23 protein-coding genes are annotated in these 25,666 nt (G+C 68.8%); 14 read left to right on the top strand and 9 right to left on the bottom strand.

Translation table 11 applies throughout. The features are described from left to right. Positions 1 to 93: 93 nt before the first annotated feature. A complete protein-coding gene (locus tag Q0V34_RS03620; protein WP_297507852.1) occupies positions 94 to 2,343 on the top strand; it encodes a TonB-dependent receptor in 2,250 nt (749 codons plus the stop codon). A gap of 49 nt (positions 2,344 to 2,392) precedes the next feature. Here the strand turns inward: Q0V34_RS03620 and Q0V34_RS03615 are convergent, their stop codons facing one another. Continuing rightward, the gene (locus Q0V34_RS03615) at positions 2,393 to 2,536 is read right to left on the bottom strand and encodes a hypothetical protein (protein WP_297507849.1); all 144 of its coding nucleotides are present in this window, start codon (positions 2,534 to 2,536) and stop codon (positions 2,393 to 2,395) included. A gap of 363 nt (positions 2,537 to 2,899) precedes the next feature. Here Q0V34_RS03615 and Q0V34_RS03610 point away from each other — a divergent pair, with 363 nt between their 5' ends. Then, positions 2,900 to 3,658 carry a Crp/Fnr family transcriptional regulator gene (locus Q0V34_RS03610; protein ID WP_297507846.1) on the top strand — a complete coding sequence of 253 codons (759 nt, stop codon included), beginning with the start codon at positions 2,900 to 2,902 and terminating at the stop codon, positions 3,656 to 3,658. Between the two features lie 4 nt (positions 3,659 to 3,662). Here the strand turns inward: Q0V34_RS03610 and Q0V34_RS03605 are convergent, their stop codons facing one another. From Q0V34_RS03605 to Q0V34_RS03590, 4 genes are read right to left on the bottom strand one after another with little or no spacing between them, the layout of a single operon-like run. Next, complete coding sequence (locus Q0V34_RS03605) at positions 3,663 to 4,472, bottom strand: cyanophycinase (protein WP_297508385.1); 810 nt, start codon at positions 4,470 to 4,472, stop codon at positions 3,663 to 3,665. A gap of 5 nt (positions 4,473 to 4,477) precedes the next feature. After that, positions 4,478 to 5,344 carry an isoaspartyl peptidase/L-asparaginase family protein gene (locus Q0V34_RS03600; RefSeq protein ID WP_297507843.1) on the bottom strand — a complete coding sequence of 289 codons (867 nt, stop codon included), beginning with the start codon at positions 5,342 to 5,344 and terminating at the stop codon, positions 4,478 to 4,480. Beyond that, a complete protein-coding gene (cphA, locus tag Q0V34_RS03595) occupies positions 5,337 to 8,081 on the bottom strand; it encodes a cyanophycin synthetase (protein ID WP_297507840.1) in 2,745 nt (914 codons plus the stop codon). Before cphA ends, Q0V34_RS03600 begins: the two co-directional genes overlap by 8 nt. Then, positions 8,082 to 8,288: a hypothetical protein gene (locus tag Q0V34_RS03590; protein ID WP_297507837.1), complete on the bottom strand. Its 207-nt coding sequence runs from the start codon at positions 8,286 to 8,288 to the stop codon at positions 8,082 to 8,084. A gap of 381 nt (positions 8,289 to 8,669) precedes the next feature. Here Q0V34_RS03590 and Q0V34_RS03585 point away from each other — a divergent pair, with 381 nt between their 5' ends. Genes Q0V34_RS03585 through Q0V34_RS03570 form a run of 4 tightly spaced genes read left to right on the top strand, consistent with a single transcriptional unit; the run spans position 8,670 to position 14,591 of the window. Further along, the gene (locus Q0V34_RS03585; RefSeq protein ID WP_297508381.1) at positions 8,670 to 12,053 is read left to right on the top strand and encodes a response regulator; all 3,384 of its coding nucleotides are present in this window, start codon (positions 8,670 to 8,672) and stop codon (positions 12,051 to 12,053) included. A 5-nt stretch (positions 12,054 to 12,058) separates the two neighbouring features. After that, the gene (locus tag Q0V34_RS03580) at positions 12,059 to 12,883 is read left to right on the top strand and encodes a protein-glutamate O-methyltransferase CheR (protein ID WP_297507835.1); all 825 of its coding nucleotides are present in this window, start codon (positions 12,059 to 12,061) and stop codon (positions 12,881 to 12,883) included. After that, positions 12,880 to 13,455: a chemotaxis protein CheB gene (locus tag Q0V34_RS03575; RefSeq protein WP_297507832.1), complete on the top strand. Its 576-nt coding sequence runs from the start codon at positions 12,880 to 12,882 to the stop codon at positions 13,453 to 13,455. Before Q0V34_RS03580 ends, Q0V34_RS03575 begins: the two co-directional genes overlap by 4 nt. Then, the gene (locus Q0V34_RS03570; protein WP_297507829.1) at positions 13,452 to 14,591 is read left to right on the top strand and encodes a hybrid sensor histidine kinase/response regulator; all 1,140 of its coding nucleotides are present in this window, start codon (positions 13,452 to 13,454) and stop codon (positions 14,589 to 14,591) included. The genes Q0V34_RS03575 and Q0V34_RS03570 overlap by 4 nt, the downstream gene beginning before the upstream one ends. A gap of 7 nt (positions 14,592 to 14,598) precedes the next feature. Here the strand turns inward: Q0V34_RS03570 and Q0V34_RS03565 are convergent, their stop codons facing one another. Further along, a complete protein-coding gene (locus Q0V34_RS03565) occupies positions 14,599 to 14,970 on the bottom strand; it encodes a response regulator (protein WP_297507826.1) in 372 nt (123 codons plus the stop codon). 73 nt (positions 14,971 to 15,043) lie between these two features. Then, positions 15,044 to 15,670, bottom strand: a complete 627-nt coding sequence (locus Q0V34_RS03560) for a Crp/Fnr family transcriptional regulator (RefSeq protein WP_297507823.1) — start codon at positions 15,668 to 15,670, stop codon at positions 15,044 to 15,046. 345 nt (positions 15,671 to 16,015) lie between these two features. Here Q0V34_RS03560 and Q0V34_RS03555 point away from each other — a divergent pair, with 345 nt between their 5' ends. Next, positions 16,016 to 17,071, top strand: coding sequence for a sensor histidine kinase (locus tag Q0V34_RS03555; RefSeq protein ID WP_297507820.1), 1,056 nt, complete (start codon positions 16,016 to 16,018; stop codon positions 17,069 to 17,071). Between the two features lie 73 nt (positions 17,072 to 17,144). Here Q0V34_RS03555 and Q0V34_RS03550 read toward each other — a convergent pair whose 3' ends face one another. Then, on the bottom strand, positions 17,145 to 17,366 hold the full coding sequence (locus Q0V34_RS03550; protein ID WP_297507817.1) for a hypothetical protein: 222 nt from the start codon (positions 17,364 to 17,366) through the stop codon (positions 17,145 to 17,147). Positions 17,367 to 17,496: 130 nt separating this feature from the next. On the opposite strand from Q0V34_RS03550, the gene Q0V34_RS03545 reads away from it, so the two are divergent. Together Q0V34_RS03545 and Q0V34_RS03540 are read left to right on the top strand one after the other, a co-directional pair. Beyond that, positions 17,497 to 17,721 carry a hypothetical protein gene (locus tag Q0V34_RS03545; RefSeq protein ID WP_297507814.1) on the top strand — a complete coding sequence of 75 codons (225 nt, stop codon included), beginning with the start codon at positions 17,497 to 17,499 and terminating at the stop codon, positions 17,719 to 17,721. Between the two features lie 65 nt (positions 17,722 to 17,786). Continuing rightward, positions 17,787 to 18,281, top strand: coding sequence for a DUF421 domain-containing protein (locus tag Q0V34_RS03540; protein ID WP_297507811.1), 495 nt, complete (start codon positions 17,787 to 17,789; stop codon positions 18,279 to 18,281). Here the strand turns inward: Q0V34_RS03540 and Q0V34_RS03535 are convergent. Continuing rightward, positions 18,278 to 18,481 (bottom strand): hypothetical protein, encoded by a 204-nt coding sequence (locus Q0V34_RS03535; protein ID WP_297507808.1) that lies wholly within the window; start codon positions 18,479 to 18,481, stop codon positions 18,278 to 18,280. The genes Q0V34_RS03540 and Q0V34_RS03535 overlap by 4 nt on opposite strands. 159 nt (positions 18,482 to 18,640) lie before the next feature. Between Q0V34_RS03535 and Q0V34_RS03530 the strand changes: the two genes are divergently transcribed. The 5 genes from Q0V34_RS03530 to Q0V34_RS03510 all read left to right on the top strand — a co-directional run bounded on the left by Q0V34_RS03530 (position 18,641) and on the right by Q0V34_RS03510 (position 25,592). Then, positions 18,641 to 19,171: a CinA family protein gene (locus Q0V34_RS03530; protein WP_297507804.1), complete on the top strand. Its 531-nt coding sequence runs from the start codon at positions 18,641 to 18,643 to the stop codon at positions 19,169 to 19,171. A gap of 131 nt (positions 19,172 to 19,302) precedes the next feature. Further along, a complete protein-coding gene (locus tag Q0V34_RS03525) occupies positions 19,303 to 20,235 on the top strand; it encodes an iron-containing redox enzyme family protein (RefSeq protein ID WP_297507801.1) in 933 nt (310 codons plus the stop codon). An 8-nt stretch (positions 20,236 to 20,243) separates the two neighbouring features. Further along, entirely contained in the window at positions 20,244 to 20,492 is a 249-nt protein-coding gene (locus Q0V34_RS03520; protein WP_297507798.1) for a DUF2188 domain-containing protein, read from the top strand. 144 nt (positions 20,493 to 20,636) lie between these two features. Continuing rightward, complete coding sequence (locus Q0V34_RS03515; RefSeq protein ID WP_297507795.1) at positions 20,637 to 22,421, top strand: amidohydrolase family protein; 1,785 nt, start codon at positions 20,637 to 20,639, stop codon at positions 22,419 to 22,421. 129 nt (positions 22,422 to 22,550) lie between these two features. Continuing rightward, on the top strand, positions 22,551 to 25,592 hold the full coding sequence (locus tag Q0V34_RS03510; RefSeq protein ID WP_297507792.1) for a TonB-dependent siderophore receptor: 3,042 nt from the start codon (positions 22,551 to 22,553) through the stop codon (positions 25,590 to 25,592). Positions 25,593 to 25,666 lie beyond the last annotated feature (74 nt).

The following is a 25,666-nucleotide window of genomic DNA, read 5'->3' as shown; positions in this document are numbered from 1 at the left end:
GACATGACAAACGTCACCCCGCGAGCCTGACTCCAGGCACTGCAAGGCTTTGAATCGCTCGGGCAGTTTCCTCGCCAACAGAGGAGACTTTCCATGACCGTCACGACCCGCCGCGCCGCCCTGCTGGCCGCTTCGGGCCTGGTCGCGATCAGCGCCTTGCCGCTGGCGACGACCGCCGCCGCCCAGACCGCCCCTCCGGCGTCGACGACGCCCGCCCCGGCCAAGAAGGAGCCGTCCAACCAGGTGCAGGGCGTGACCATCACCGCCCCCGGCGCCCAGGACATCAAGACCTCGATCGACCGGCGCAGCTACAGCCTGGGCAAGGACGTGCAGGCCACCACCGGCTCGGTCGCCGACGCGCTGCGCAACGTGCCGTCAGTGCAGGTGGACGTGCAGGGCAATGTCAGCCTGCGCGGCGATCCGAACGTGACGATCATGATCGACGGCAAGCCGTCGGGCATGTTCAAGGGCGACAATCGCGGTCAGGTGCTGCAGCAGATCCCCGCCAGCCAGTTCGAGCGCGTCGAGGTGATGACCAATCCGTCCGCCGCCTTCAGCCCCGAGGGAACCGCCGGCATCATCAACCTGATCACCAAGCAGCAGCGCGGGGTGGGGACGACCGGGACCGTCCGCGCGACGCTCGGCACCGAGGGCCGCAAGAACGCCAGCATCAGCCTCGCCCGCAACACCAAGCAGATCACCTTGTCCGGCGACGCGGGCTGGCGGCGCGATAAGGCCAAGGGCGGCATCGAGGACGACCGCTCGCGCCTGGACGCCGCTTCGGGCCGCTACGCCGATAGCCACCAGAAGGTCGGCTTCATCAGCGAGGGCAAGTCCTACAACGCTCGGGCCGGCGTCGATTACGACGTCGACAAGCAGACCCGCCTGAGCGCCGAGGCCCGCTACAACGAGACCGAATACAACTCCAAGGCCGGGTCCGCCTATGAGGGCCTGAACACCGCCGGCGCGCCGGTTGTCCGCTACCAGCGGCTCAGCGACGGCGCGATGACGCGGTCGGTGGCCGGCCTCACCGGCGACCTGCGCCGCAAGCTGCCTGGCGAGGAGCACGAGTTCACGCTGCACGCCGGCGTCGAACGCACCCGCGACCGCCAGACCACCGACGCCACCGGCTTCAACCAGCTGCCGGCGGTCTCCAGCTATGTCGAGCATGTCAGCATCGGCGACGAACTGGTCCAGACCCGCCTGAAGGCCGAGTACAAGCGCCCCCTCCCCGACGGCGCCAAGCTGGTGGCGGGCTATGAGCTGCAGATCGACGACAACGACTACGACAATTTCGGCGCGCGCGGCTCGATCGGCGGCGGCCTGGTCGTCGACCCGGCCCTGACCAATCGGTTCAAGTACGAGCAGACGATCCACGCCGGCTACGCGACCTATAGCCGAACCTTCGGCGACTGGACCGTGATGCCGGGCCTGCGGGTCGAGGACGTCAAGATCGACACCAACCAGGTCACCTCGAACCTGAAGGACGGCTACGACTATCTGCGCGCCTATCCGTCGCTGCACGCACAGTACAAGGTCGACGACGCTCGCCAGATCAACGCCAGCTACAGCCGCCGCATCCAGCGCCCGACGGCTCAGGACCTCAATCCGTACCGGATCTATCAGGACCCCTATAACTACCGTCAGGGCGACCCGCGCCTGAAGCCGCAGACCACGGACTCGTTCGAGGTCGCCTACCAGCTGCGCAAGGGCTTCAACTATTATCTGGGCACGCTCTACTGGCGCGAGGCGCGCGACGGGGTCACCGACGTGGTGCGCGACATCGGCGGCGGCGTCCTGCTGACCACCAAGGCCAATCTCGCCCGGAGCCGCAGCGGCGGCCTGGAGCTGGTCGCCAACGCCCGCCTGACGCCCAAGCTGTCGTACACCATCAGCGGCAACGCCGCCTGGAACGAGATCGGCGCCACGGACCTGGGTTTCCCCGACAAGCGCTCCGCCGTCAGCGTCTCGGGCTACGCGGCCCTGAACGTTCAGGCCACGCCCAAGGACTTCCTGCAGATCAGCGGCTTCGCCATCGGCAAGCGCCTGACGCCGCAGGGCTATCGCGAGCCGACGGGCATGCTGAACCTTGGCTACCGCCACAAGTTCAACGACCGCCTCTCGGGCGTGGTCACCGTACAGGACGCCCTGAAGACCTTCGGCGACAAGCTGGTGATCGACACGGCGGTGCTGAAGGATCGCCGGGCGCTTGATCTGGACCTGCGCGCCGTCTTCATCGGCTTCACCTACGGCTTCGGCGGCCAGCCTGGCGCGAACGCGCGTCGCGCCCGCGAGCCGGCCTTCGACTTCCAACCGCCGACCGGCGGCGTGGGGCCGATGTAGTCAAGGCCAGGCCGGCCGCGCGACGTTCGTCGCGCCGGCCGGCCAAGCGCTAATTGCCGTTCAGCATCGCGTATCGCGCGAAAACCAGGAGAATGGCCAAGCCCAGGAACGCCGCGACGCAAAGCCAGATGATCTTCTGGATCTTGGCTTGCTGGCGAAGCTTCGCGCGCGTGGAGCTTCTCTTCTGACGCAATCGACGACGCTTAGGCTCTTCGGCCATCGGACTTCAACACCCCCGCTCACGCGACGCAATGCCGGCGGCTCGATCGCGTACGCGACGAGCCCTTCGGCGTTCACCGCTTTCCAGCATTTTTTTCATCCAGGCTCAAAGCGGATTCTCGCGACAAACGTCCAAGGGCTCGCCGCTGGCCCATCGCGATCGTCCATCGCGCCCCCCAAAGCACGCGGGACAAGCGCCAAGCTTGTATGAAGGCGCGAGGAACCGGCGGCCCGATCAGCGCTTCTGCTTGCAAACGGGAGCTTGCATGATCATCCATCCCCAGCGGCGCGACGCGCGGCGACCTTGTCTCGGGCTCATGCGCCAAGCGGAGGTCTCGTGAACGAGCGCCGCGCACCACGCGCCGACGAAGCGGCGGGCATGGCGGCCTTCATCCGAAAGCTCTCGCGGCGCGACGATCTCTCGCCCGAAGAGGTGAAGGCCATCGAGGCCCTGAAGGGCCGCGTGCGCGACGTCCGCGCCGGCGACGACATCGTCGGCCTGCGCGCCCGCGTAGACCACAGCACCCTGCTCTTGAGCGGGCTGGCCGGCCGCTACTCGGCGTTCCGCAATGGACCGCGCCAGTTCACCGAGATCAGCGTGCCCGGCGACTTCATCGACCTCCACGGCCTGGTCATGAAGCAGCTGGATCACGGCGTCTTCGCGTTCTCCGACTGCCGGATCCTCGAGGTCCCGCACGCCGACCTCCGCGGCCTGACCGAGATCTATCCGCACCTGACGCGGCTGTTCTGGCTGGAGACCGTGATCGACGCGGCGATCCACCGGCAGTGGCTCTTGTCGATGGGACGCCAGAACGGCCCCGCCCGCCTGGCCCGGCTGGTTTGCGAGCTCTATGTGCGGCTGGAAACCGTGGCCCTGGCGTACGATCGCCGGATGGACCTGCCCATGACCCAGCAGCAGATCGGCGAGGCCCTGGGCTTTTCTGCGGTGCACACCAACCGCACGATCCAGGCCCTGCGCGAGCAGCGGCTGCTGGCCTGGCGCGACCAGGAGGTCGAGATCCTGGACTGGCCCGCTCTGACCGACCTCGCGGAGTTCGACGCGACCTATTTGCGGCTGTCCAAGGATCCCGTGTAGAGGCTCAGCCTGGGACCTTGGGCTGGCCATGGGGCCGCCGGGTGCGCAGGCAATAGCCGTCACCGTCGGCCAGCACGTGCAGGCGCACGTCCAGCATCGACAAAGCCCGCTCGCTCTTCGCCTCGGCGATGTTCGACGAGGTCACGCCCTCGGCGTCGACGACATAGACGCCGCCGCTGCCGATCACGGCGAAGTCGTCGCCTTCCAGGACGATCGCGGTGTCCTCGTCGATGCCCAGGCCCAAGACGCGCGGACTCTGCGCCACCGCCCCCAGCAGGCGCCCAATGCGCCCGCGCTCGGCGAAGTGCTGGTCGATGATGACGTCGCGGACCAGCCCAAGGCCCGGCGCCATCCGAAGATCGCCGATCCGATGGGTTTCGGCGCTGGCGCCGCGGACCATCATCGTGTCGCTCATCACCGAGGCCCCGGCGGAGGTGCCGGCGAGCACTCCGCCGGCGCGCCAGATCTCGCGGATGCGCCGCTCGATCGGGGTGTCGCCGATCTGGCTGCTGATCCGCAGCTGGTCGCCGCCCGAGAAGAACACGCCCGCCGCGCCGTCCAGCACGGACAGGGTCGCGTCGTCGTGCGTGTCGGCGCGGTCCTCGACGTAGAGCTCGACCAGATTGTCGACGCCCAAGGCCCCGAAAGCCTTCTGGTAGGACTCGAAATAGCCTTCCGGCGCGTGCGAGGCGATCGTGGCCACAACCAGCTTTCCGCCGCTCAGACGCTCGGCGACGGCGCGCAGGATGACCTTGTCGCCCTCCTTGTCCTCGTGACCGCCGATGATGATCAGGGGTCCTTCACGGCCGTTCACGTTGCTCAAGTCTTTCTCCGATCTTCGGAACGCTGAAGGAAGGCGCGGGCGGGTTCGTCGCGGGAAGCGTGGGCGACGGCGAAGTGGTCGCTGTTATGGCCCCAGTCGACGCGCCCCCGATGGTCGATGACGATCAGGCCGGCCTCGCCGCCGACGCGCTCGAGCACGGCCAGGGCATGGTCGATCGCCGGACCGGGGGTGTCGGTCTCCAGAGCCTGGATCAGCCGCGCGGCCAGGGTGGTGCGGATGATGCTCTCGCCCTCGCCCGACAGCGAGACGCCGCCGATGGCGCTGTCGGCGTAGAGGCCGCAGCCCGGCAAGGGCGAGTCGCCCACGCGGCCGGGCGCGCAGTCTCTGAGACCTCCCGTCGAGGTTCCGGCCGCGATATCCCCGGACACGTCCAGCGCCACGCAGCCCACCGTGTCGCAGCCGGGATCATCGTCATGAGGCGCGATCAGGTCCTCCGGCGCGCAGAACTCGGCGCCGTGGTCGCGGGCAAAGCGCTCGGCGCCGTCCGCGACCAGCAGCACCGGGCGCTCCGGCAACATCGAACAGGCGACCGAGATGGGATGCCTCAAGGTGCGCACCGCAGCGACGCCGCCGACCGACAGGTCGGAGCCGTCCATGATCGCCGCGTCGCACTCCACCTCGCCGTCGGCGTTGGTCACCGAGCCTCGCCCGGCGTTGAAGGTCGGATCATCCTCCAGCGCCCGCACCGCGGCCTCGACCGCGTCCACGGCCGAGCCGCCGGAGCGCAGGACCTCCGCCCCCGCCTCGACCGCCCGCAGGCACCCTTGCCGATGACGCTCTCTTCGCGCCTCGGGAATGGTCTTCGCTCCGCCGTGAACGATCACGGCCCATCGCTCAGACAATCGCGCCTCCCAAGTCCGCCGGCCGCGCATCGGCGCCGCTTTCGACCGAAGGCCGGAAGGTCTCGACCTGTCGCCAGACCTCCTCGACCGAGGTCGGGAACACCATCAAGAGGTCGCCGGGACGCGCCAACTTGAGGCCCAGGTCGACCGAGCGCGGCTCGCTGAGCACGCGGTGCAGCTGGGCCTCGGGGAACCCGGCCGCCAAGGCGCCTTCGGTCAGCAGGGCGACCACCGCGCCGGCGGCTCGGCCCCGGCCGTCGGGGCGTTCGCGGAACACCAGTTCGTCGAACAGGCCGGCGGCGATCTCGCCCATCTCCCGGATGTCCTCGTCGCGCCGGTCGCCCGGAATGCTGACGACGCCGATCACCCGCCCGACCCGCGGCCGCAGCCGCTGCACCACCTGCCCCACCGCGCGCATGGCGGCGGGATTGTGCGCGTAGTCGACGATCACCCGGAAGCCGTGCGCGTCGTGCACGTTGAAGCGTCCGGGGTTCTCCTCGTGCGACGACGTAAACCCGCTCAGGGCGCGGACCATGATCTCGACCGGCACGCGCTGAGCGTAGCCGACCAGCACCGCCGCCAGGGCGTTGGCGGTGTTGAAGTCCGCCAGGCCCGAGAGCGTGGCCGGGATGTCGCCGGCGCTCATCACGGGAATGCGGCGCTCGCCGTCGTGGATCACCAGATCGCCGCCGTGGATCGACGGCTCGCGCGCCGCCAGCAAACCGCCTTCGGCGACATGCTTCTGCAGGAACGGCGACATCTCGGGTCCGCCGTTCAGGGTGAAATAGGCGACCCGGCCGCCGGCGTGGCGGGCGATGCGCAGGGTCATCGGGTCATCGCCGTTCAGGATGCTGACGCCGCGCCGGCTGACCGCCTCGGTGACCACAGACTTCACGCGCGCCAGGTCCTCGACCGTATCGACGCCCTTCAGGCCCAAGTGGTCGGCGGTGATGTTGAGAACCACGCCGACGTCGCAGCGGTCGAAGGCCAGGCCCTCGCGCAGGATGCCGCCCCGCGCGGTCTCCAGCACCGCCACCTCGACGGTGGGGTCCTGCAGCACCATGCGCGCGCTCTTGGGCCCGCTGGCGTCGACGGCCTTCAGGCGCTCGTCGTTGATATAGACGCCGCTGGTGTTGGTCAGACCGACGGTCTTGCCTTGGGCGCGGAAGATCGCCGACAGCATCCGACCCACCGTCGACTTGCCGTTGGTTCCGGTGACCGCGATCACCGGAACGCGGCTGCGCGTTCCAGGGGGGTAGAGATGGGCCAGAACGGCGCGCGCGACGTCGCGGGAGGGACCTTCCGAAGGCTCCAAGTGCATGCGGAAGCCGGGCGCGGCGTTGACCTCGATGATCCCCCCGCCCGTCTCGCGCACGGAACGGCGGATATCGGGCGCGACGAAGTCGATGCCGGCGACGTCGAGGCCGACGGTCAGGGCGGCGCGCCGCGCGATGGCGGCGTTGTCGGGGTGGATGACGTCGGTGCGGTCGATCGCCGTGCCGCCGGTCGACAGGTTGGCGGTCGCGCGCAACTGCACCACCGCGCCCTCGGCCGGAACGCTGTTCAGGTCCAGGCCAACGCGGCCCAGCATCTCGCGGACATGATCGTCGACCACGATGCGGGTCATGACCTTCTCGTGCCCGTCGCCGCGCCGGGGGTCGCGGTTCACGACCTCGATCAACCGCTTGACCGTCGAGCGGCCATCGCCGACCACGCTGGCCGGCACGCGCTCGGCCACCGCGACGACCTGGCCGCCCACCACCAGGATTCGGTGGTCGCGCCCGACGAACTGTTCCTCGACCAGCGCGCGGCGGCCGTGCCGCATCGCCTGCTCGAAACCCCATCGCACCTGCTCGGGCGTGCGCAGGTCGAGATTGACCCCGCGACCGTGATTGCCGTCCAGCGGCTTGATCACGACGGGACCCTTGATGCGCGCGGCATGTTCCAAAGCTTCCTCGACATCTCGGACCACCGCCCCGCGCGGCACGGGCACGCCGACGCCGGCGAGCAAGCGCTTGGTCAGATCCTTGTCGCCGGCGGTCTGCACGGCGATCTGCGAGGTCTCGCCCGTGATGCTGGCGCGGATCAGCTTTCGCCGCGCGCCGTAGCCGAATTGGAACAGGCTGTGCTCGTCGAGCCGCTGCACGGGAATGCCCCTTCGGCGGGCCTCCAGGACCAGCGCCCGAGTCGTGGGCCCCAGCGCCTCGCGTCGGGCCACGCGCCGCAGCTCCGCGAGCGCGGCATTGAGATCCAGCGGCGTCTCCACCCCGCCGGCCAAGGCCGGCGCCACCAGGTCGAGCCCTTCCACGCCGCTCAAGGCCGGCGGCAGCAGGCTGTCGACCAAGACCAGCGCCAGCCGGCCGGCGGCGCGCGCCAGGCCTTCGCTTTCATAGGCGTAGAGCACGTCATAGACGCCAGGCTTGCCCTTGACCGAGCGCGTCTTGCCCCGCGTCGTGGCCGCGCCGGTGACGGCCTGCAGCTCCAGCGCCACGTGTTCGACGACGTGGCCCAGCCAGGTGCCCTCCCGCAGCCGCCGCACGAAGCCGCCGGCGGCCTGGTAGGAGCAGCCGTGCGACTCCAGCCCAGGCAAGGCGACCAGCAGGCGGTCGATGAAGTGCGACGGTAGGCGGTGGGTGGGCCAGTCCTCCAACGCGCCCAGATCCACGCGAAGGCGGATCATGGGCCGCGTGGCGTAATAGTGGGGACCGCGATAGGTGGCGGTTTCGATGACGCGCATTCAGGCCGCCTTGGCCAGCCGCACGGCCGACGCCGCGGTTTCCGGCCCGTAGACGCGGCAGATGACCTGGATCACCTGAGCCGCCGCGATGGCGCGGGTGCGCGCGCGCCCCTCGGCCAGCGTGACGTCGTCCAACGTGGCCCGCCAGAGCCAGAGCGGCCCCTCGGCGCGGATCGAAAATCCAATACCCGGATAATGCGCGGACATGGCTAAAACCCCGTCTTGCCTCAGGGCGACGAGAACGGGGCGATGAGGATCGAAGTTCCGGTGGCGCCCTCGTTTGATGAGGCGCTTAAACTTGTTTAGCCGGCCAGGCGTTCCGGCGGCGTCTTTTGGCCAGGCCGGGAACCTTCGCCATCGTCGCGCGTTTTAAACCCACGCGCTTGAGCGTGTTCGGGGACTTCGTGCGCGGATTCATATGATGCTGAGCGTCGCGGACCGCGTCTGGCGTCTCCGCGTGTGCCGGCCACGTATCGCCGCCCTCGCCCCGTGCGCGCCTCGCCGATAAGTTTCAACGCCTGACGCCCTGGTTCCGAGTTCGCCATGTCGACCACCGCCAAACCTCGCCTGTCGCTCTCCCTGTCCAGGATGGAGGTCTGGTCGGCCGTGGGCTTGGCGATGGTGCTGTTGTTCTTCCTGGGAAGCGGCGTCGTCGCCTATCGCAACGTCGCCATGTTGCGGGCCAACAGCCAGCAGATCTGGCACTCGCACGATGTCCTGATGGCCATCGACGAGCTGTTCTCGACCGTGCAGGACACCGAGACCGGTCAACGCGGCTACCTTCTGACAGGCAATGACCGCTATCTGGAGCCTTATCAGGCCGCCGTTTCGAATGTGGTCGCGCGCCTCGACACCGTCGGCGCGCTCACCCGCGACAACCCCACGCAGCAAGCCAATCTGGCGGTCTTGAGGCGTCATGTGCAGGCCAAGCTCGGAGAGCTGGAGGAAACCGTCAGGCTGCGCCGCTCGAACGGGGAGCGCGCCGCGCTGGAGGTGGTCAACACCGACCGCGGCAAGGCCGAGATGGACGCGATCCGCCAGCAGGTCTCGGTGATGCGGCGCGAGGAAAACCGGCTGCGCGACATCCGCTTGTCCGAGATGGAGGCGGCCTACCGCAGCGCTCTGCTCAGCGGCGTGCTGGCCAGCCTGCTCGGCGCGGCGCTGACGGTCGTGGTCTTCTACCTGATCCGTCGCGCCGCGCGCGCCCATGCGCGAGGCGAGTGGCTGCAGGCGGGTCAAGTCGGACTGGCCCAGGCGATGATGGGCGACCAGTCCGTCGAGGCGCTTTCCGACAACATCCTGGTCTTCCTGGCCAAGTATCTGGATTTCCAGGCCGCCGCGCTGTTCAAGGGCGAGGCCGGCGTCTTCCGGCGCGTCGCCAGCCTGGGCATTCCCGCCGACGCGGAGACGCCGACACGTTTCGGTCTGAAGGAGGGCTTGCTCGGCAAGGTGGCCGCCGAAGGCGCCGCGACGCTGATCCGCGACGTGCCCGAAGGCTACATCACCATCGGCTCGGCGCTGGGGCGGGATAAGCCCAGGCATCTCGTGATCGTGCCCACGCGCGCCGACGGGATCGTCAACGCCGTCATCGAACTGGGCTTCCTGCATCCGGTCGATGACCGGGTGCTGGAGCTGCTGGAGCAGGCATCGGCCGCGATCGGCATCGGCCTGCGATCGGCCCGCTATCGCGCCGACCTGCAGGACGCGCTGGAAGAAACTCAGCGCCAAGCCGAGGAACTTCAGGTCCAGAGCGAGGAACTGCGGGTCACCAACGAGGAACTGGAAGAGCAAGGCCGGGCCCTGAAGGAGTCCCAGACCCGTCTCGAACAGCAGCAGGCCGAGCTCGAGCAGACCAACAGCCAACTGGAGGAACAGGCCCAGATCCTGGAGACCCAGCGCGCCGATCTCGAACGGACCGGCGCGGCGGTGGCGCTGAAGGCGCGCGAACTGGAGCAGGCCAGTCAGTACAAGTCCGACTTCCTGGCCAACATGTCCCATGAGTTGCGCACGCCGCTCAACTCGCTGCTGATCCTCTCCAAGCTCCTGGGCGACAATCCGCAGGGCAATCTTTCCGCCGAGCAGATCAAGTTCGCCAAGACCATCGAGTCGTCCGGCAACGATCTCCTCAGCCTGATCAACGACATCCTCGACCTCTCCAAGATCGAGGCGGGTCATGTGGAAGTGCGGCCGGAAAGCGTCGCGCTCTCGCGCCTGACCAACGACCTGAAGCAGCTGTTCGCCCCCGTGGCCGACAACCGCGAGCTGGCTTTCGAGATCGAGGTCGCCGCCGGCTCTCCGGGCGTGATCGAGACCGATCGCCAGCGCTTGGAGCAGGTGTTGAAGAACCTGCTGTCGAACGCGTTCAAGTTCACCGAGAAAGGCGGCGTGCGCCTGCTCATCGCGCCGGCGGGCCCCGACCGCCTGGCCTTCTCGGTCAAGGACACGGGCATCGGCGTGTCGGCCGAGCAGCAGGAGGCCATTTTCGAGGCCTTCCGGCAGGCCGACGGCACCATCAGCCGTCGCTATGGCGGCACGGGCCTGGGTCTTTCGATCTCGCGCCATCTGGTCCGCCTGCTGGGCGGCTCGATCGCGCTCGACAGCGCGCCGGGGCAAGGCAGCACCTTCACCGTCACCGTGCCGGTGACCTATGATCCGGCCCAGGTGGCGCCGCGCGAGGAGCCGCGCCCGGCGGGTCCGCAAGCCCCGTCCGCCCCGCGCCGCGCCGCGAAAGCCGCGCCGCTGCGCCGCACCGTCGAGGACGACCGCGACCAGACGGCGGGCGCCCGGCGCGTGCTGCTGGTGGTCGAGGACGACGACACGTTCGCCGGCGTGGTTCGCGATCTGGCGCGCGAACTGGGCTTCCGGTGTCTGGTGGCCGGCACGGCCGAGGAGGCCCTGAAGCTGGCCCGCGACTTCAAGCCCAGCGCCGTGGTCCTGGATGTCGGCCTTCCCGACGAGTCCGGCCTGATGGTTCTGGATCGCCTGAAGCGCGACGACGCGACCCGCCACATCCCCATCCACGTCGTCTCCGGCGCGGATCACAGCCAGACGGCTCTCTCTCTGGGCGCCATCGGCTACCTGGTCAAACCGGTGCAGCGCGACGCCCTGGCCGAGGTGCTGCGGACCCTGGAGGCCAAGCTCGCCAACGGGGTGCGGCGCGTCCTGATCGTCGAGGACGACGCGGTGCAGCGCGAGGCGGTCGGCAAGCTGCTCTCGTCGGGCGACGTCGAGACCGTCGGCGTCGGCACGGCGGCCGAGTGCCTTGAGGCGCTGAAGGACCAGACCTTCGACTGCATGGTGCTGGATCTGTCCCTGCCGGACGCCTCGGGCTTTTCGCTGCTGGAGACCCTTAGCCGCGAAGGCGATCACGGCTTCCCGCCGGTCATCGTCTATACGGGCCACGACCTGTCGCCCGACGATGAGCAGCGCCTGCGCCGCTATTCCAGTTCGATCATCATCAAGGACGCCAAGTCCCCCGAGCGGCTGCTCGACGAGGTCTCGCTGTTCCTGCACCAGGTGGTCTCGGAACTGCCGCCCGAGCAGCAGAAGATGATCCAGAAGGCGCGCAATCGCGACGCGGTGCTGGAAGGCCGGCGGATCCTGATCGTCGAGGACGACATCCGCAACGTCTACTCGCTGACCAACGTGCTGGAGCCGCGCGGCGCGATCATCGAGATCGCCCGCAACGGCCAGGAGGCGATCGACGCCCTCGCACGATCGGCCGAGGAGCCGGCCGCCGCGATCGATCTGGTCCTGATGGACGTGATGATGCCGGTGATGGACGGCCTGACCGCCACGCGCCAGATCCGCGGCGACGCGCGCTGGTCGAAGCTGCCCATCCTGATGCTGACCGCCAAGGCCATGCCCGACGACCAGCAGCGCTGCATCGACGCCGGGGCCAACGACTACATGGCCAAGCCGATCGACGTGGACAAGCTGCTGTCGCTGGTCCGCGTCTGGATGCCGAGGTAGAGCCGGTGTCGGACTCGATCGAGGACCTGGAGATTCAGCTCCTGCTGGAGGCGCTGCATCAGCGTTACCACTACGACTTCCGCCATTATGCTCGGGCGTCGATCAAGCGACGGCTGGCCCAGGCCCGCGCGCAATTGGGCTTCCCTACGATTTCCGCCTTGCAGGATCGCGTGCTGCACGATCCGAACATGCTGCCGCGGCTGCTCGACTTCCTGACGGTGCAGGTCAGCGAGATGTTCCGCGACCCGTCCTATTTCCGCGCCCTGCGCGAGACGGTGTTGCCGCATCTTCGCACCTACCCCTCGCTGAAGGTCTGGATCGCCGGCTGCAGCATGGGCGAGGAGGTCTATTCGCTGGCCATCCTGTTTCGCGAGGAAGGCCTGTACGACCGGACGATCTTCTACGCGACCGACATCAATCCCGAGGCGCTGGCCGCGGCCGAGGCCGGGGTCTACGCGCTGGACCGCATCCGCAAGTTCACCGAGAACCACCAGAAGTCCGGCGGAAAGTCCTCTCTGTCGGACTACTACACCGCCGCCTACGGCCGCGCGGCGTTCGACAAGTCGCTGCGAAGCCGCGTGGTGTTTTCCGACCACAGCCTCGTGACCGACGCCGTGTTCGCCGAGATGCATCTGATCTCGTGTCGCAACGTGATGATCTATTTCGACAGGCCGTTGCAGGACCGCGCGATCGGCCTCTTCCGCGACTCCCTGACGCGCAAGGGCTTCCTGGGCCTGGGCTCGAAGGAAAGCCTGCGCTTCTCCGCCCACGCCGGCGCCTTCGTCGAATTCGTCGAGGGCGAGAAGATCTATCAGAGGCGCGACCCGTGAGCCGGCCGCCCCCCGCCGCGATCGTCATCGGCGCCTCGGCCGGCGCGGTGCAGGCGCTGCTGACCATTCTGCCCGCCCTACCCGCCAGCTTCCCGCTGCCCGTGCTGGTGGTCGTCCACGTCCCCGCCGATCGCGACAACGTGCTCGTCCCCTTGCTGCAGGCCAAGTGCCGCCTGACGGTCAAGGAGGCCGAGGACAAGGAGCCGATCAGCGCCGGCGTCGTCTATTTCGCCCCCTCCGACTACCACCTGCTGGTCGAGACGGACGGCGGCCTGGCGCTCTCCACCGACGAGGCGGTCAACTATTCCCGCCCGGCCATCGACGTCCTGTTCGAGAGCGCCGCCGACGTCTATGGCGCGAGCCTGATCGGCGTTATCCTGACCGGGGCCAATCACGACGGCGCCCGGGGGCTTCGCGCCGTGTGCGACGCGGGCGGCGTGGCCATCGTTCAAGACAAGGCCGAGGCCTACGCGACCGCCATGCCGGCCGCCGCGCGCGACGCGTGTCCCGCCGCGACGACCATGACCCTGGACGCCATCGCGTCCTATCTAGCGAGTTTGGGGGTCGCATGACTCACGCGGACAAGCCGATCAACTTCCTGCTGGTCGACGACCTGGAGGAGAACCTGCTGGCCCTGGAAGCCCTGCTGCAGCGCGAGGGCCTGACCTGCCTGAAGGCGCGATCGGGCGAGGAGGCGCTGGAGCTCCTGCTGGTGCACGAGGTCGCCCTGGCTCTGCTCGACGTGCAGATGCCCGGCATGGACGGCTTCGAGCTGGCCGAGTTCATGCGCGGCAGCGAGCGCGCGCGGCATATCCCGATCATCTTCGTCACGGCGGGCGCCGCCAGCAGCCAGCGGCGCTTCCGCGGCTACGAGGCCGGCGCGGTCGACTTCATCCAGAAGCCGATCGAGGCCCATATCCTGCGCAGCAAGGCCAATGTGTTCTTCGATCTCTACGAGCAGCGCCGTCAGATCGAAGCCCAGCGCGACGAGCTGGAAGCCGCCGCCCAGGCCCTGCGCCGCGCCGACCGCCACAAGGACAGCTTCCTGGCCGTGCTGGCCCACGAGCTGCGCAACCCCGTGGCGGCCCTAAGCGGCGGCCTGCACCTGCTGAACAAGGACGTTCCGCCCGAGCGCGCCCGAGACATCCGCGCGCGCATGGAGCGGATGCTGGACCACCTGAGCCACCTGGTCGACGACCTGCTCGACGTCTCGCGCGTCAGCCAGGGCAAGATCGTGCTGAAGAAGGCTCGGATCGAGCTGGGCGAGGTGCTCCGCTCGGCGATCGACGCCAGCCAGCACAACCTCGACGCCGGAGAGCACGCCTTCATCACCGACCTGCCCGCCGAACCGGTCTGGCTGGACGCGGACCATACGCGACTGGCGCAGATCGTCTCGAACCTGCTGAACAACGCCGCCAAATACACGCCGACCGGCGGGACGGTGTCGCTGTCGGCGGCGGCGCGCGACGGCTGGGCGACGATCACCGTCGCCGACACCGGGGTCGGCGTTCCCGTCGACATGCAGAGCAAGATTTTCGAGATCTTCGCCCAGGTCGAAGACCACCTCGGCAAGGCCCAGGGCGGTCTCGGCATCGGCCTGGCGCTGGTCAAGCAGCTCGTGGCGCTGCACGGCGGGGTGATCACGGTCGACAGCGCCGGCGAGAACCAGGGCAGCACCTTCACCGTCCGCCTGCCGACCGCGGCCTGAACGCGGGTCAGCCGAGGCTGCTCAGCGCCTCCAGGACGGCGACGACGGCCTCGACCGCGAACGGCTTCTCCAGCCTCGGAGCGTCGCGGAAGCGGTCGGGGATGATCTCGTGGTCGTACCCCGTGGCGAACAGGAACGGCGCGCCGCGTCCGCGAAGCCGGTCGGCCACCGGAAACACGCGCTCGCCGAAGAGATCGATGTCCAGCACCGCCAGGTCCACGACCTCGCCCGCGTCCAGGGCGCGAAGCGCGTCATCGACCCGCCCATGCGGGCCGCAGACGCTGGCTCCGGCGCTGATCACGGCGAACGCCAGATCGTCGGCGAGATAGAACTCGTCCTCGACGATCAGCACCGCCAGTCCTCGCAATCCGTCCGCCATTCGTCGCCCCGAACCTGTCGAGAGGCAGCCATAGGAGAGCGGCGCAAAGCCCCAAATAACCTATGTTTATCGGCTAGGAGCTCTGGTCGGAGGCCGCCTCCAGGGCCGCGCGATCCAGCAGAGTCATCTGCGAGCCCCGCATGTCGATCAGGCCCTCGCGGCGCATCTGCTGCAGCGTGCGGTTGACGTGGACCAGGCTGAGCCCGAGGGCGTCGGCGAGGATCTCCTGCTTGATCGGCAGATGGAAACTCTCGCCCCGCGTCTCGCCGATCTCGGCCAGTCGGGCGTGCAACTCGAGCAGCAGGTGCGCCATGCGCTCCAGGGCGGTCTGCCGACCGAGCCGGACCATGTGGTCGATCATGCGGCCCTGCTGAGCGGCCGCCGCGCCGGCGAAGACCCGGCTGAGCCGCTCCGCGCCCGCCACGAAGCCCGGCTGGGCATAGCGAACCTTGAGCGGCGTCAGCGCCAGGACCTCGACCGACCGCTGCGAGCGGGTCAGAAGGTCGAAACCGATCCCGTCGCCCGGCAGCACGAACGCTAGGATCTGGCGCCGGCCGTCCCGCAGAGAGTGCGCCAGGCAGGCCCATCCCGAGAGCAGGAACATCGGCGGAGAGGTCGTCAGCTCCAGGTCCTTGCCGGCGGCGTAGGCCTCCATCCGCCCCAGCCGCGCCTCCAGCGCGGAGACGTCATCGTCTTGCATCGGACCGAAGCGCCTGAGCCTTCGGACATAGACCTTCTCGATCGCCCTCTGCGCGGGGGCGCCTAGCATGGAGCGCGCGCTCCGGCGGTATATGGCGTGGACATCACAGTCATTGTTGCTCACTTCCGTCCCTAGCAGCGAGCCCCGCCCGGGTCTTTATCATCTGATAGACCCTGCGCCGCGTAGGTTGAAACGCGCGGAGGCCCCGCGCGTTCGTTCCCGTGTGGCGATTTAAGACGCTTCGCGTTATCGCCTTCATCCGGTCCCGCCCTAAAGCGCCGACCGCCGGGCATAGCAGGCTGGAAGGACATGCGGGTTCAGAGCGGCGAAGTATCCTCGCCCGGCATGGCCCGGCGCATTCAAGATTTCGACTGGGCCGCCACGGCCATCGGCGCGCGCGCGGCGTGGCCGCAAAGCCTGAAGACCGCCGCCGACGTGATGCTGGGCTGCGGATTTCCCGCGGTGCTCTGGGCGGGCCGCGAGGCGGTCGCCCTCTACAATGACGCCTATGCCGATCTTCTGGGGCCTCGAGACGACCTGGGACGATCGGGACTGGGCGCCCTGGAGCCGGCCAGGGCGATCGTGGCGCCGGCCGTCGACAACGCGTGGCGCGGCGCGACCGTGACCCTGGAGGACAACGTCCTGCCCCTGCGCCGCGACGACGGCGGAGAGAACGGCGGCTTCATCCTATCGTGCTCGCCGGTGCGCGACGAAGCGGGCGCGGTGATGGGCGCCCTGCTGATCCTGGTCGAGGCGCATGATCGCGGCCGAGCGGCTCAGGCGCGGAACCTGATCGTCGCGGAGCTGCAGCATCGGGTGCGCAACATCCTGGCGGTGATCCGCTCGATCGTCAGCCGCACCGCCGAGACCAGCGATAGCGTCGACTATCTGTCCGCCCACCTGGACGGGCGGCTCGCGGCCTTGGCGCGCACCCAGGTGCTTCTGACCCGAGGAGCGGCAAGCGGGGTCGATCTCGAGGGCCTGGTCCGCGACGAGCTGCTGGCGCAGGTGGCCGACGACGACCGTATCGCGGTCGAGGGCCCGGAAGTCCTTCTGCCGCCCAAGGCCGCGGAGGTCATGACCTTGGCCGTCCACGAACTGGCCACCAACGCCACGAAATACGGCGCCCTCGCCACCGGAGGGGGGCGCCTGACCATCGACTGGCGGATCGCGATGCGCGACGGAGCCGACTGGCTGGAATTTCGCTGGCGGGAAAGCGGCGTCAGGATCGCCGTCGCCGCGCCGCGACGGACCGGGTTCGGCGCCGTGCTGATCGAGCAGCGCGTGCCCTACGAACTCATGGGGACCGGCAGCCTCGCCTTCGCGCCGGGCGGCGTGCGCTGCGAGATCAGCTTCCCGTTCACGCCGAGACGCAGCGTGCTGCAGACCGACGCGGACTGAGCGTGATAGCCGAAAGTGTGAGCGGTTTCGGCGGCTGGCACGCTCTAGACGTTTGAAAGCGAGCCTGTCTGCTTCAGAGCCTGACCTGGGTCACTTGGCCGGCGCGATCGACGATGGTCAGTCGCGGCGCGAAGCCGCAACGCGCCAAGGTCCGGGCCTGCCGCCGCGCCTGCCGCTCGGCCTCGGCGCCGGAACGGAAGATCTGCGCCAGAGCGTTCTGCCGGCACAGCAGGACCCAACAGCCGTCCAGCGGCTCGATCCTCAGAACGGTGACAACGGGAAACGCCGAGATCATGCGGCGAACCTCGCCTCGTTTCCGAGGCGATGCAGCAACATAGGACATGCTTGTCGGCGCGCAAAGGACACGGCCCGAAACACGCCCCGGCGCGCGACGTTGGCCCTTCTCCCTCGAACAGGAGACATCCATGGCCGCCGTACAGCAAGATCCCAAGATCGGGCAGGAGCCGAACGCCAATTCCACGCCGCGACGTCGCCGCAACACCAATATGATCCTGGTCGTGCTGGGCCTTCTCATCGCGCTGGCCGTCGCCGCGCTGGTCCTGGGCGGCCGTCAGCCCGGCGCCGGCATGGGCGGCAGCCTCAGCGCTCGAGACGCGCCGGCCTCGACCGGACCCACCTCCGCGCCCTGACGAGCGCCTTCCGTTCGCCGGCCCAGCGCCGGCGAACGGTTCGAAGCCGGCGGCGTTAGAGGGGGATGGAAATACTCCGACCACTGATCGGTCCCGACACGGGCGGGGCCGCGGTCTGGCAGCTCTGCGCCCGGGCCTTGATCCTGCTGCCGTTCGGGCTTCTGTGCATCCGCATCGCCGGGCGGCGGACCTTCTCGCAGATGGCCCCGCTCGACATCGTGGTGGCCATCGTCATCGGCTCGAACCTCAGCCGCTGCATGACCGGCAAGGCGCCCTTCGTCGGCGGACTGGCCGCGACGCTGGTGGTCGTCGTCCTGCACAGGCTGCTGGCCATGGCCAGCCTGCGCTGGGGCGCGGTCGCCGCCCTGATAAAGGGCGCGCCGGTGGTGTTGGTCCGGAACGGCGAGGTCGATGACCAAGCCATGACCCGTCACGGCATCGGCCGCGCCGACCTCGACGAGGGTCTCCGCCTCGAACAGGCCGAGACGCCCGCCGACGCGCGGCTCGCGACGCTGGAAGCCGGCGGCAAGATCAGCGTCGTGAAGTCAGAACCTCGTTAGCGCTTGCCCTCGACCGGGTCGCCCTTCGGCCCCTTGAAGGTGTCGCCGACCTCGGTCGCGTCGGGACCGTCCGGCCCGGCCCGCACCCGGGACTTCTCGCCGGTTCTCTGGATCTTCTTCTCGCCGCCCAGCGCGGTGTAGTCGCCAAGCTTCTCGGCTTCGTTGCCCGAGCGGCCGGCGTTGTTGGGGGGAACGGTCATACGCGTCTCCTGATCACGAGCGTGAATCAACGGCCGGACGCGGCGGCCGCTCCCCGGGCGAGCCCCGACTCTATCCTTTGCTAAGGCCCAGATCGCCGTCGGGAGCCTTCCGAGCGGGCGCGGCGTTGGGGCCGAACCGACACCAACCATGCCGCGGACATGACCGAAACCCTGTCGCCCACCCTACCGCCGGCCGTCGAGCACAAGGTCGAAACGGTGCTGAGGATTGCCTGCGCCGAAAGCCTGACCCTGGCCACGGCCGAGAGCTGCACCGGCGGACTGTTCGCCTCGGTGCTGACCGACGTCGACGGCCGCGCGCACGCTTTCGAGCGAGGCTTCGTGACCTATACCGACCAGGCCAAGGCGCAGGTGCTGGGCGTCCCCGCGACGCTCCTCGAAAGCCAGGGCGCCGTGTCGGCCCCGGTCGCGCGCGCCATGGCCGAGGGCGCGGTGCGGGCCTCGGAAGCCGACATCGCCCTATCGGTCACCGGCTTCGCCGGCCGAGGGGCGCCGGACGACGAAGCGGGCCTGGTCTTTCTGGCGGTGGCGCGCCGCGATGGTCCGGTGACGGTTACTGAACATCATTTTGGCGACGTCGGCCGGGGCGCGGTGCGGATCGCCTGCCTGGACGCGGGTCTCGACATGCTGCTGGCCACGCTCGGACACGGCGACGACCGCCCGCCGGATTGAACCTCGCGAACGACCAAACCCTAAGTCGCGATTTCGACACAGGAACGCAAATCCATCGGCCGCCGTTTGCCCCTCGACTTGAGGGGGCGGCTTGGCCGCTCTTCTCAACCCCACGACCTTGGAGTGACGCCGTGTACGGTGGCGAACGACTTTCCAACCTTGGCGCCTTCGATCAGACGGTTCCGGACGCCGACGCGCTGCACAAGGCGCTCGCGCACTGGAACCATGTGCGGCTGGCGCCGTCCGCGCCGTCCGAAACCTGGCGCGAAGACCTCGATCAAGACCTCAGGATGCGCCAGCTGGAAGGCGCGTTCGTCGAGGCCTTCCGGCGCCACGTGGCGCCGATGGTCGAAGACGTCCCGTCCGATCCAGAAGGCTTCATCGGCTGGTTCGAGGCGCTGAAGGACCACGGCCCCGGCCAGTGGGATGCGCTGTTCGACTGGCTGGAGGCGGACGCCTCGCTCGACGATCTGAAATGGTTCCTGACCCAGGAGGCCGCCGGCGAGGCGGGGTTCGACGATCTGGTGGCCCTGACCCAGGTCAAGATCCCCGACCGCGCCAAGCTGGAACTCGCCCGGAACTACTGGGACGAGATGGGGCGCGGCTCCATGCGCGGCATGCACGGCCCGATGCTGTCGCGCACGACGGCGATCCTGGGCCTGGCGCCGACCATCGACGACACGCTCTGGCAGTCCCTGTGCCTGGCCAACACCATGACGGCCTTCGCCACGACCCGCCGCTATGTCTGGCAGTCGATCGGCGCGCTGGGCGCGGTGGAGCTGACGGCGCCGACCCGGGTCTCGCGCGTCGACGCGGGCCTCAAGCGGCTGGGCGTTTCTCCGGAGGCCAGGAAGTACTTCGCGCTGCACGCCCAGATCGACATCGAACACTCCAAGGCCTGGAACGCCGAGGCCCTGGTTCCGCTGGTGTCGGAGGATCCCGCGCGCGCGCGTTTCATCGCCGAAGGCGCGGTCATGCGCATGATCTGCGGCGAGCAGTGTTTCGACGCCTACCGCCAGAGCCTCTGGGGTCGACGCGGGCCGTTCGCCTACGCCGCCGAATAGAGGTTCGAATGACCTGTCTGTTCGACGTCTCACCCTACGACGGGGGTTGGTGCGTGAAGATCGGCGCCACGGGCGAGGTGCTGTTCTTCCCGGGCCGTCGCCGGGCCATCACCGAGGCGCGCGATCTGGCCCGCGCCTGGCCAGGTCACGCCGAGGTGCGGGTGCGCGGTCGCTCGGTCGAACCGCGCGCGTTCGACGCGCCACGAGCCGAGCGCCCAGCGCCGCCCAAGGTGGAGCCACCCCGAGTCGTCGCCTAACACGCGTCCCAAACGCCGAATTTGTCTCAAGATAGTCGCCAAGTCGCCTCGGCGGCGATGGCGGAAACGCTCGTCTCACCCGTCGTTCTGATAGTGTTTGTCGGATTCGGGGGTTCGAGCGTCATGCGGTCATCGCGAGTGAATATGTGGGCCGCGACGGCGCTCGCCGGTTCCTTGGGGCTCCTCGGCTTCGGCATCGCGAAGGCGGCCAAGACGCCCGGAGGCGAGACCATCGCCATCATCGGCGCGACGGTGTTCGACGCCACGGGCGCGGCCCCGCATCCGGCCAATGTCGTCATTCGCGACGGCCGCATCGTCGAGGTGGGGCCGACCGTGAAGGCTCCTCGGGGCGCCAAGGTGATCGACGCCAAGGGCGAGGCGCTGCTGCCCGGCTTCTTCGATCTGCACACCCACTGGACTCCGAGCGGCGTTCCGGCCACCACGCCTCAGATCGCCACCGCCTATGTCTCGGCCGGCGTCACCACCGTCAGCGACTTCAACGCCGCGCCGGAGTCCTACGCCCCGCGCCGCCAATGGCTGTCGACCCTGGTCGCGCCGCACGTCAACTTCGCCGCCCGGATGAGCACGCCCGGCGGTCACGGCGCCGACTGGGCCGATACGGCGACCACCAAGTGGGTGAACACGCCCGAGGCCGCCCGCGCGGCGGTGAAGGCGCTGATCCCCTACAAGCCCGACCTGATCAAGGCCTTCACCGACGGCTGGCGCTATGGCGTCGCGCCCGACAACACCAGCATGGACGAGTGGACCCTGACCGCCCTGGTCGACGAGGCCCACAAGAACAATCTGAAGGTCTTCACCCACACGGTCACCGTCGATCGCGGCGAGGTCGCGGGCCGCTCGAAGGTCGACGTCATCACCCACAGCCTGCAGGACCGGCGGCTGACGCCCGAGGCCGTGGCGACCATCAAGGCTGGCGGCACGGCCGACACGCCCACCCTGGCCGTCTATGAACCGGTGAAGCCGGGCCAGCCCGCCCGTGACCCCGACGAAAATCCGAACGTCAAACAGAGCTTCAAGAAGTTCGACAACGCGCTGCACAACGCCAAGATGCTGCACGACGCCGGCGTGACCATCGCGCTGGGCACCGACGCGGGCATGCCCGGCACGCCGCACGGCGTCTCGACCCTGCACGAGATGGAGCTCCTGGTGCGCGCGGGCCTGACGCCGACCGAGGCGCTGATGGCCGGCACCGCGCTGAGCGCCAAGGTCATCAACCAGCTCGACGATCGCGGCACGATCGAGGTCGGCAAGCGCGCGGACCTGGTGCTGATCAAGGGCGAGCCCTGGAAGACGATCGGCGACGTCCGCAAGACCGACCGCGTGTTCATCGACGGCAAGCTAGTGTTCGGCCCCGGCGCGGCGCCAATGACCGCCAACCAGGCCACGGCGATGCCGTCGGTTCCGGCCAAGGCCCAGATCGACGACTTCGAGCGCGCCGACGGCCGCTCCAGCCTCGACACCCTGCGCACCGACGACCCGGACGGCGGCCTCGACCGCACCGTCGAGATCAGCCAGCTGATCTCGCGCGGCGACCAGGGTCACGCGCTGTCGATCAACGCCAGGATGTCGATGAAAGCCAAGCCTTATGCCGGCGTGATCATCCCGCTGACCCGGGGCTCGATCCAGCCGGTCGACGCCCGCGCCTTCCAGGGCGTGCGCTTCGAGGTGCGCGGCGACGGCGACTACGCCCTGGGCGTCACCACCAGCGGCGGCCGCTGGTCCGCGCCGTTCACGGCGGGCGCGGCGTGGAAGACGGTCGAAATCCCGTTCTCGGCCCTGAAGGCCGCGGGCGAACGCGGCGCCAAGGGCGATTGGACCGGCTCGGACCTTACCGAGATCGAGTTCATGGGCGGCCGCAAGGGCGGCGAAAAGCTCTGGATGGAAGTCGACAACGTGGCTTTCTACTAGGCCGGAAAAGACTCGGGCCGCGACGACAAGATCGCGCCCGAAGCTGTCCTTGGGAGGCACGTCCAGGTCGGGCGCCATTCCGTACAAGGCCCGCTCTCGGGGGCGGGTTTCAAGAAGAGGGGAATAACCATGAACCATCCGCGCGCGCTTCGCGCCGTCATGCTCGCGACCTCGGCGCTTTGCGCCTGGGCCGGACAAGCCGCCGCCCAGCAAGCCTCCAGCCAGGCCAGCACCGTCGAGGAAATCGTCGTCGTCGGCTCGCGCATCGAAGGCGCCAAGGCCACCGCCGCCCTGCCCGTCACCGTCGTCGACTCCAAGCAGCTGGACGCCGTGGCCGCCAGCTCGGGCGACGACCTCTTCCGCGCCATCCCGCAGATGGGCGACGTCAACTACAACAGCGCCTATCTGCCCGGCAGCAGCAACTCGGCGCGCGGCGACATCGGGTCGGTGAACCTGCGCAACCTCGGCTCGGGCAACACCCTGGTGCTGCTGAACGGCCGCCGCGTCGTGGCGCACCCGACCAGCCAGGCCGACGGCACGAGCCTGGTCCCGACCATCACCTACAACACCAACGCCATCCCGACGACGGGCCTCAAGCGCCTGGAGGTCCTGCGGGACGGCGCCGCGGCGATCTACGGCACCGACGCCGTGGCCGGTGTGGTCAACACCGTGCTGAAGGACAATTTCGACGGCGTCGACATGGAGGCGCAATATGGCGCCGCCCACGGCACGCACCTGAAGGAATATGAGTTCAACGGCCTCTTCGGCCACAACTTCGCGCGCGGCAACGTCACGGTGTTCCTGGCCTACGACCAACGCACGGCGCTGCAATCCCTGGATCAGCCCTACACCCGGTCGGCCGACAAGCGCGTGCTCTTCACCGCCACCCGCTTCGACGGCGCGACGGCGTTGGACAACCGCGGCACGATCACGCCGTGGGGCAGCTTCACCGCCTCGTCGGCGGTGCGGATCGGCACGACGCTCATCACCAGCACGGGCGGCGCCTTCCACATCCAGCCGTCGACCTATCCCGGCAGCCTGGTCAGCGTCGGTCCGGGCATCAGCATCCAGAACGGGGCCCCGGCCACCTCGGCCGAGGATCGCGACCTGCGCTACGACGCCGCCGCCAGCGGCATCACGACCATGCCGGCGCTGAAGCGGCTGAACGTCTTCACCACCGGCAACTATGAGATCACCGACCACATCACCGCCTTCGGCGAGGTCGGCGTCTACCACGCCAAGACCCGCGCCTTCCAAGCGCCGACGACCACGAGCTCGGCCCAGGTGCTGACCGTTCCGACGTCGAACTACTGGAACCCGTTCGGCCCGGTCACCTTCGCCAGCGGCGCGGCCAATCCCAATCGCCTGGCCGGCACGACCGCGCCCGCCACGGGCCTGAACGTCACCCTGACCAGCTACAACTTCGTCGACGCGGGCAAGCAGCAGGTCGACGTCACCAACGCCCAGACCCGCTTCCTGGCGGGCCTGCGCGGCGAACTCCTGGGCTGGAAGTGGGAGTCGGCGCTGCTCTACTCCGAAGCCAAGGTCAAGGACGTCTCGGACGGCATCAGCGCCACGGCCGTGCAGAAGCAACTCGCCCTGTCGACGTCGGACGCCTACAACCCGTTCAACGGCGGCAATCTGGCCAACACCAGCGTCGGCGACGGCGCGCCCAGCAGCCAAGCCGCGCTCGACGCGATCCGCTTCAAGGCCAAGCGCGAGAGCACGAGCTCGCTGGCCTCGTGGGACTTCCGCCTCTCGAAGGCCGACCTCTTCCACCTCCCCGCCGGCGATGTCGGGGTGGCCTCGGGCGTCGAATGGCGTCGCGAAACCCAGCACGACGACCGCGACGCCCATGTCGACGGCACGATCACCTACACCAACGCGGTCACGGGCCTGACCTATCTCAGCGACATGGTGGGCACCAGCCCGTCGCCCGACACCAAGGGCTCGCGCAAGGTCACCTCGGCCTATCTCGAGTTCGCCGTGCCGGTGATCTCGCCCGAGATGGGCATTCCGCTGGTCCGCAATGTCGAACTGCAACTGGCCGGCCGCGCCGAGAAGTACAGCGACGTCGGTTCGGTGGCCAAGCCGAAGGTGGCGCTCGCCTGGGACCTGATCGACGGCTTCCGCGTCCGCGGTTCATGGGCTCAAGGCTTCAAGGCCCCGAACCTGGAACAGATCAACGCCACCGTCGTCACCCGCGCCAACACGCGCACGGACTGGGTGCGCTGCGAGGCCGACCTGCGCGCCGGCCGCATCGCCAGCTTCAGCAACTGCAGCCGCTCGCTCAGCGTCCAGGCCCAGCGGTCGGGCAATCCGGACCTGAAGCCGGAAGACTCCGAAACCATGGGCTTCGGCTTCGTCTTCCAGCCGAAGTTCATCCCCTCGGCGTTCGGCGACTTCACCCTGACCACCGACTACTGGCGCGTGAAGCAGAAGGGCATCGTCGGCCTGTTCGGCGAGGGTAACGCCCTGATCCTCGACTACCTGCTGCGGCAGGGCGGCTCGAGCAACCCGAACGTGGTACGCGCCGCCCCGACCAGCGACGACGTGGCCGCCTTCAACGGCACGGGCCTGGCCCCGGTGGGAACGGTGCTCTACGTCAAGGACCAGTACGTCAACACCCTGCCGCAGGAGGCGCGCGGCGTCGACATCGGCCTGATGTGGCGCAAGCACGGCACGCCGTTCGGCGACTTCGACCTCAGCGTCAACGGCGCCCACCTGATCAAGTTCTACCAGCAGCCCTCGCCGCAGATCGCCGAACTGCTCTCGGCGCGCTCGGCGGGCAAGATCAACGCCGGCACCAACATCACCGGCGGCGGCAGCTATGTCCGCCAGAACGGCAAGCCGGACTGGAAGTGGACCGCCGCCCTGAGCTGGCGCCTGGAGCAGTTCTCGGCCGGGGTGTTCACCCAGTACATCTCGGACGTCGACGACACGGGCCTGATCGACTCGACCGGCGCTCCGTGGATCATCGCCTCGCAGATCACCGCCAACGTCTACGGTCAGTACGCCTTCACCAAGGGCTGGGCGGCCAACACCCGCCTGAAGCTGGGCGTCCGCAACCTGACCAACGAGGCGCCGCCGGTGTCGTCGAACGGCTATCTGGCCTCGATGTACCAGCCCTACGGCCGGTATCTCTACGCCAGCATCCGCAAGTCGTTCTAAGCCGAACGCGGAAGGCGCAACGCCCGGATCGTCCAGCGATCCGGGCGAAAGCGGCGGGCCAAATTCGAGTTGCG

Source organism: uncultured Caulobacter sp. (assembly GCF_947036865.1).
GTDB lineage: Bacteria > Pseudomonadota > Alphaproteobacteria > Caulobacterales > Caulobacteraceae > Caulobacter.
This window is presented reverse-complemented; position numbering and strand designations above follow the sequence as displayed.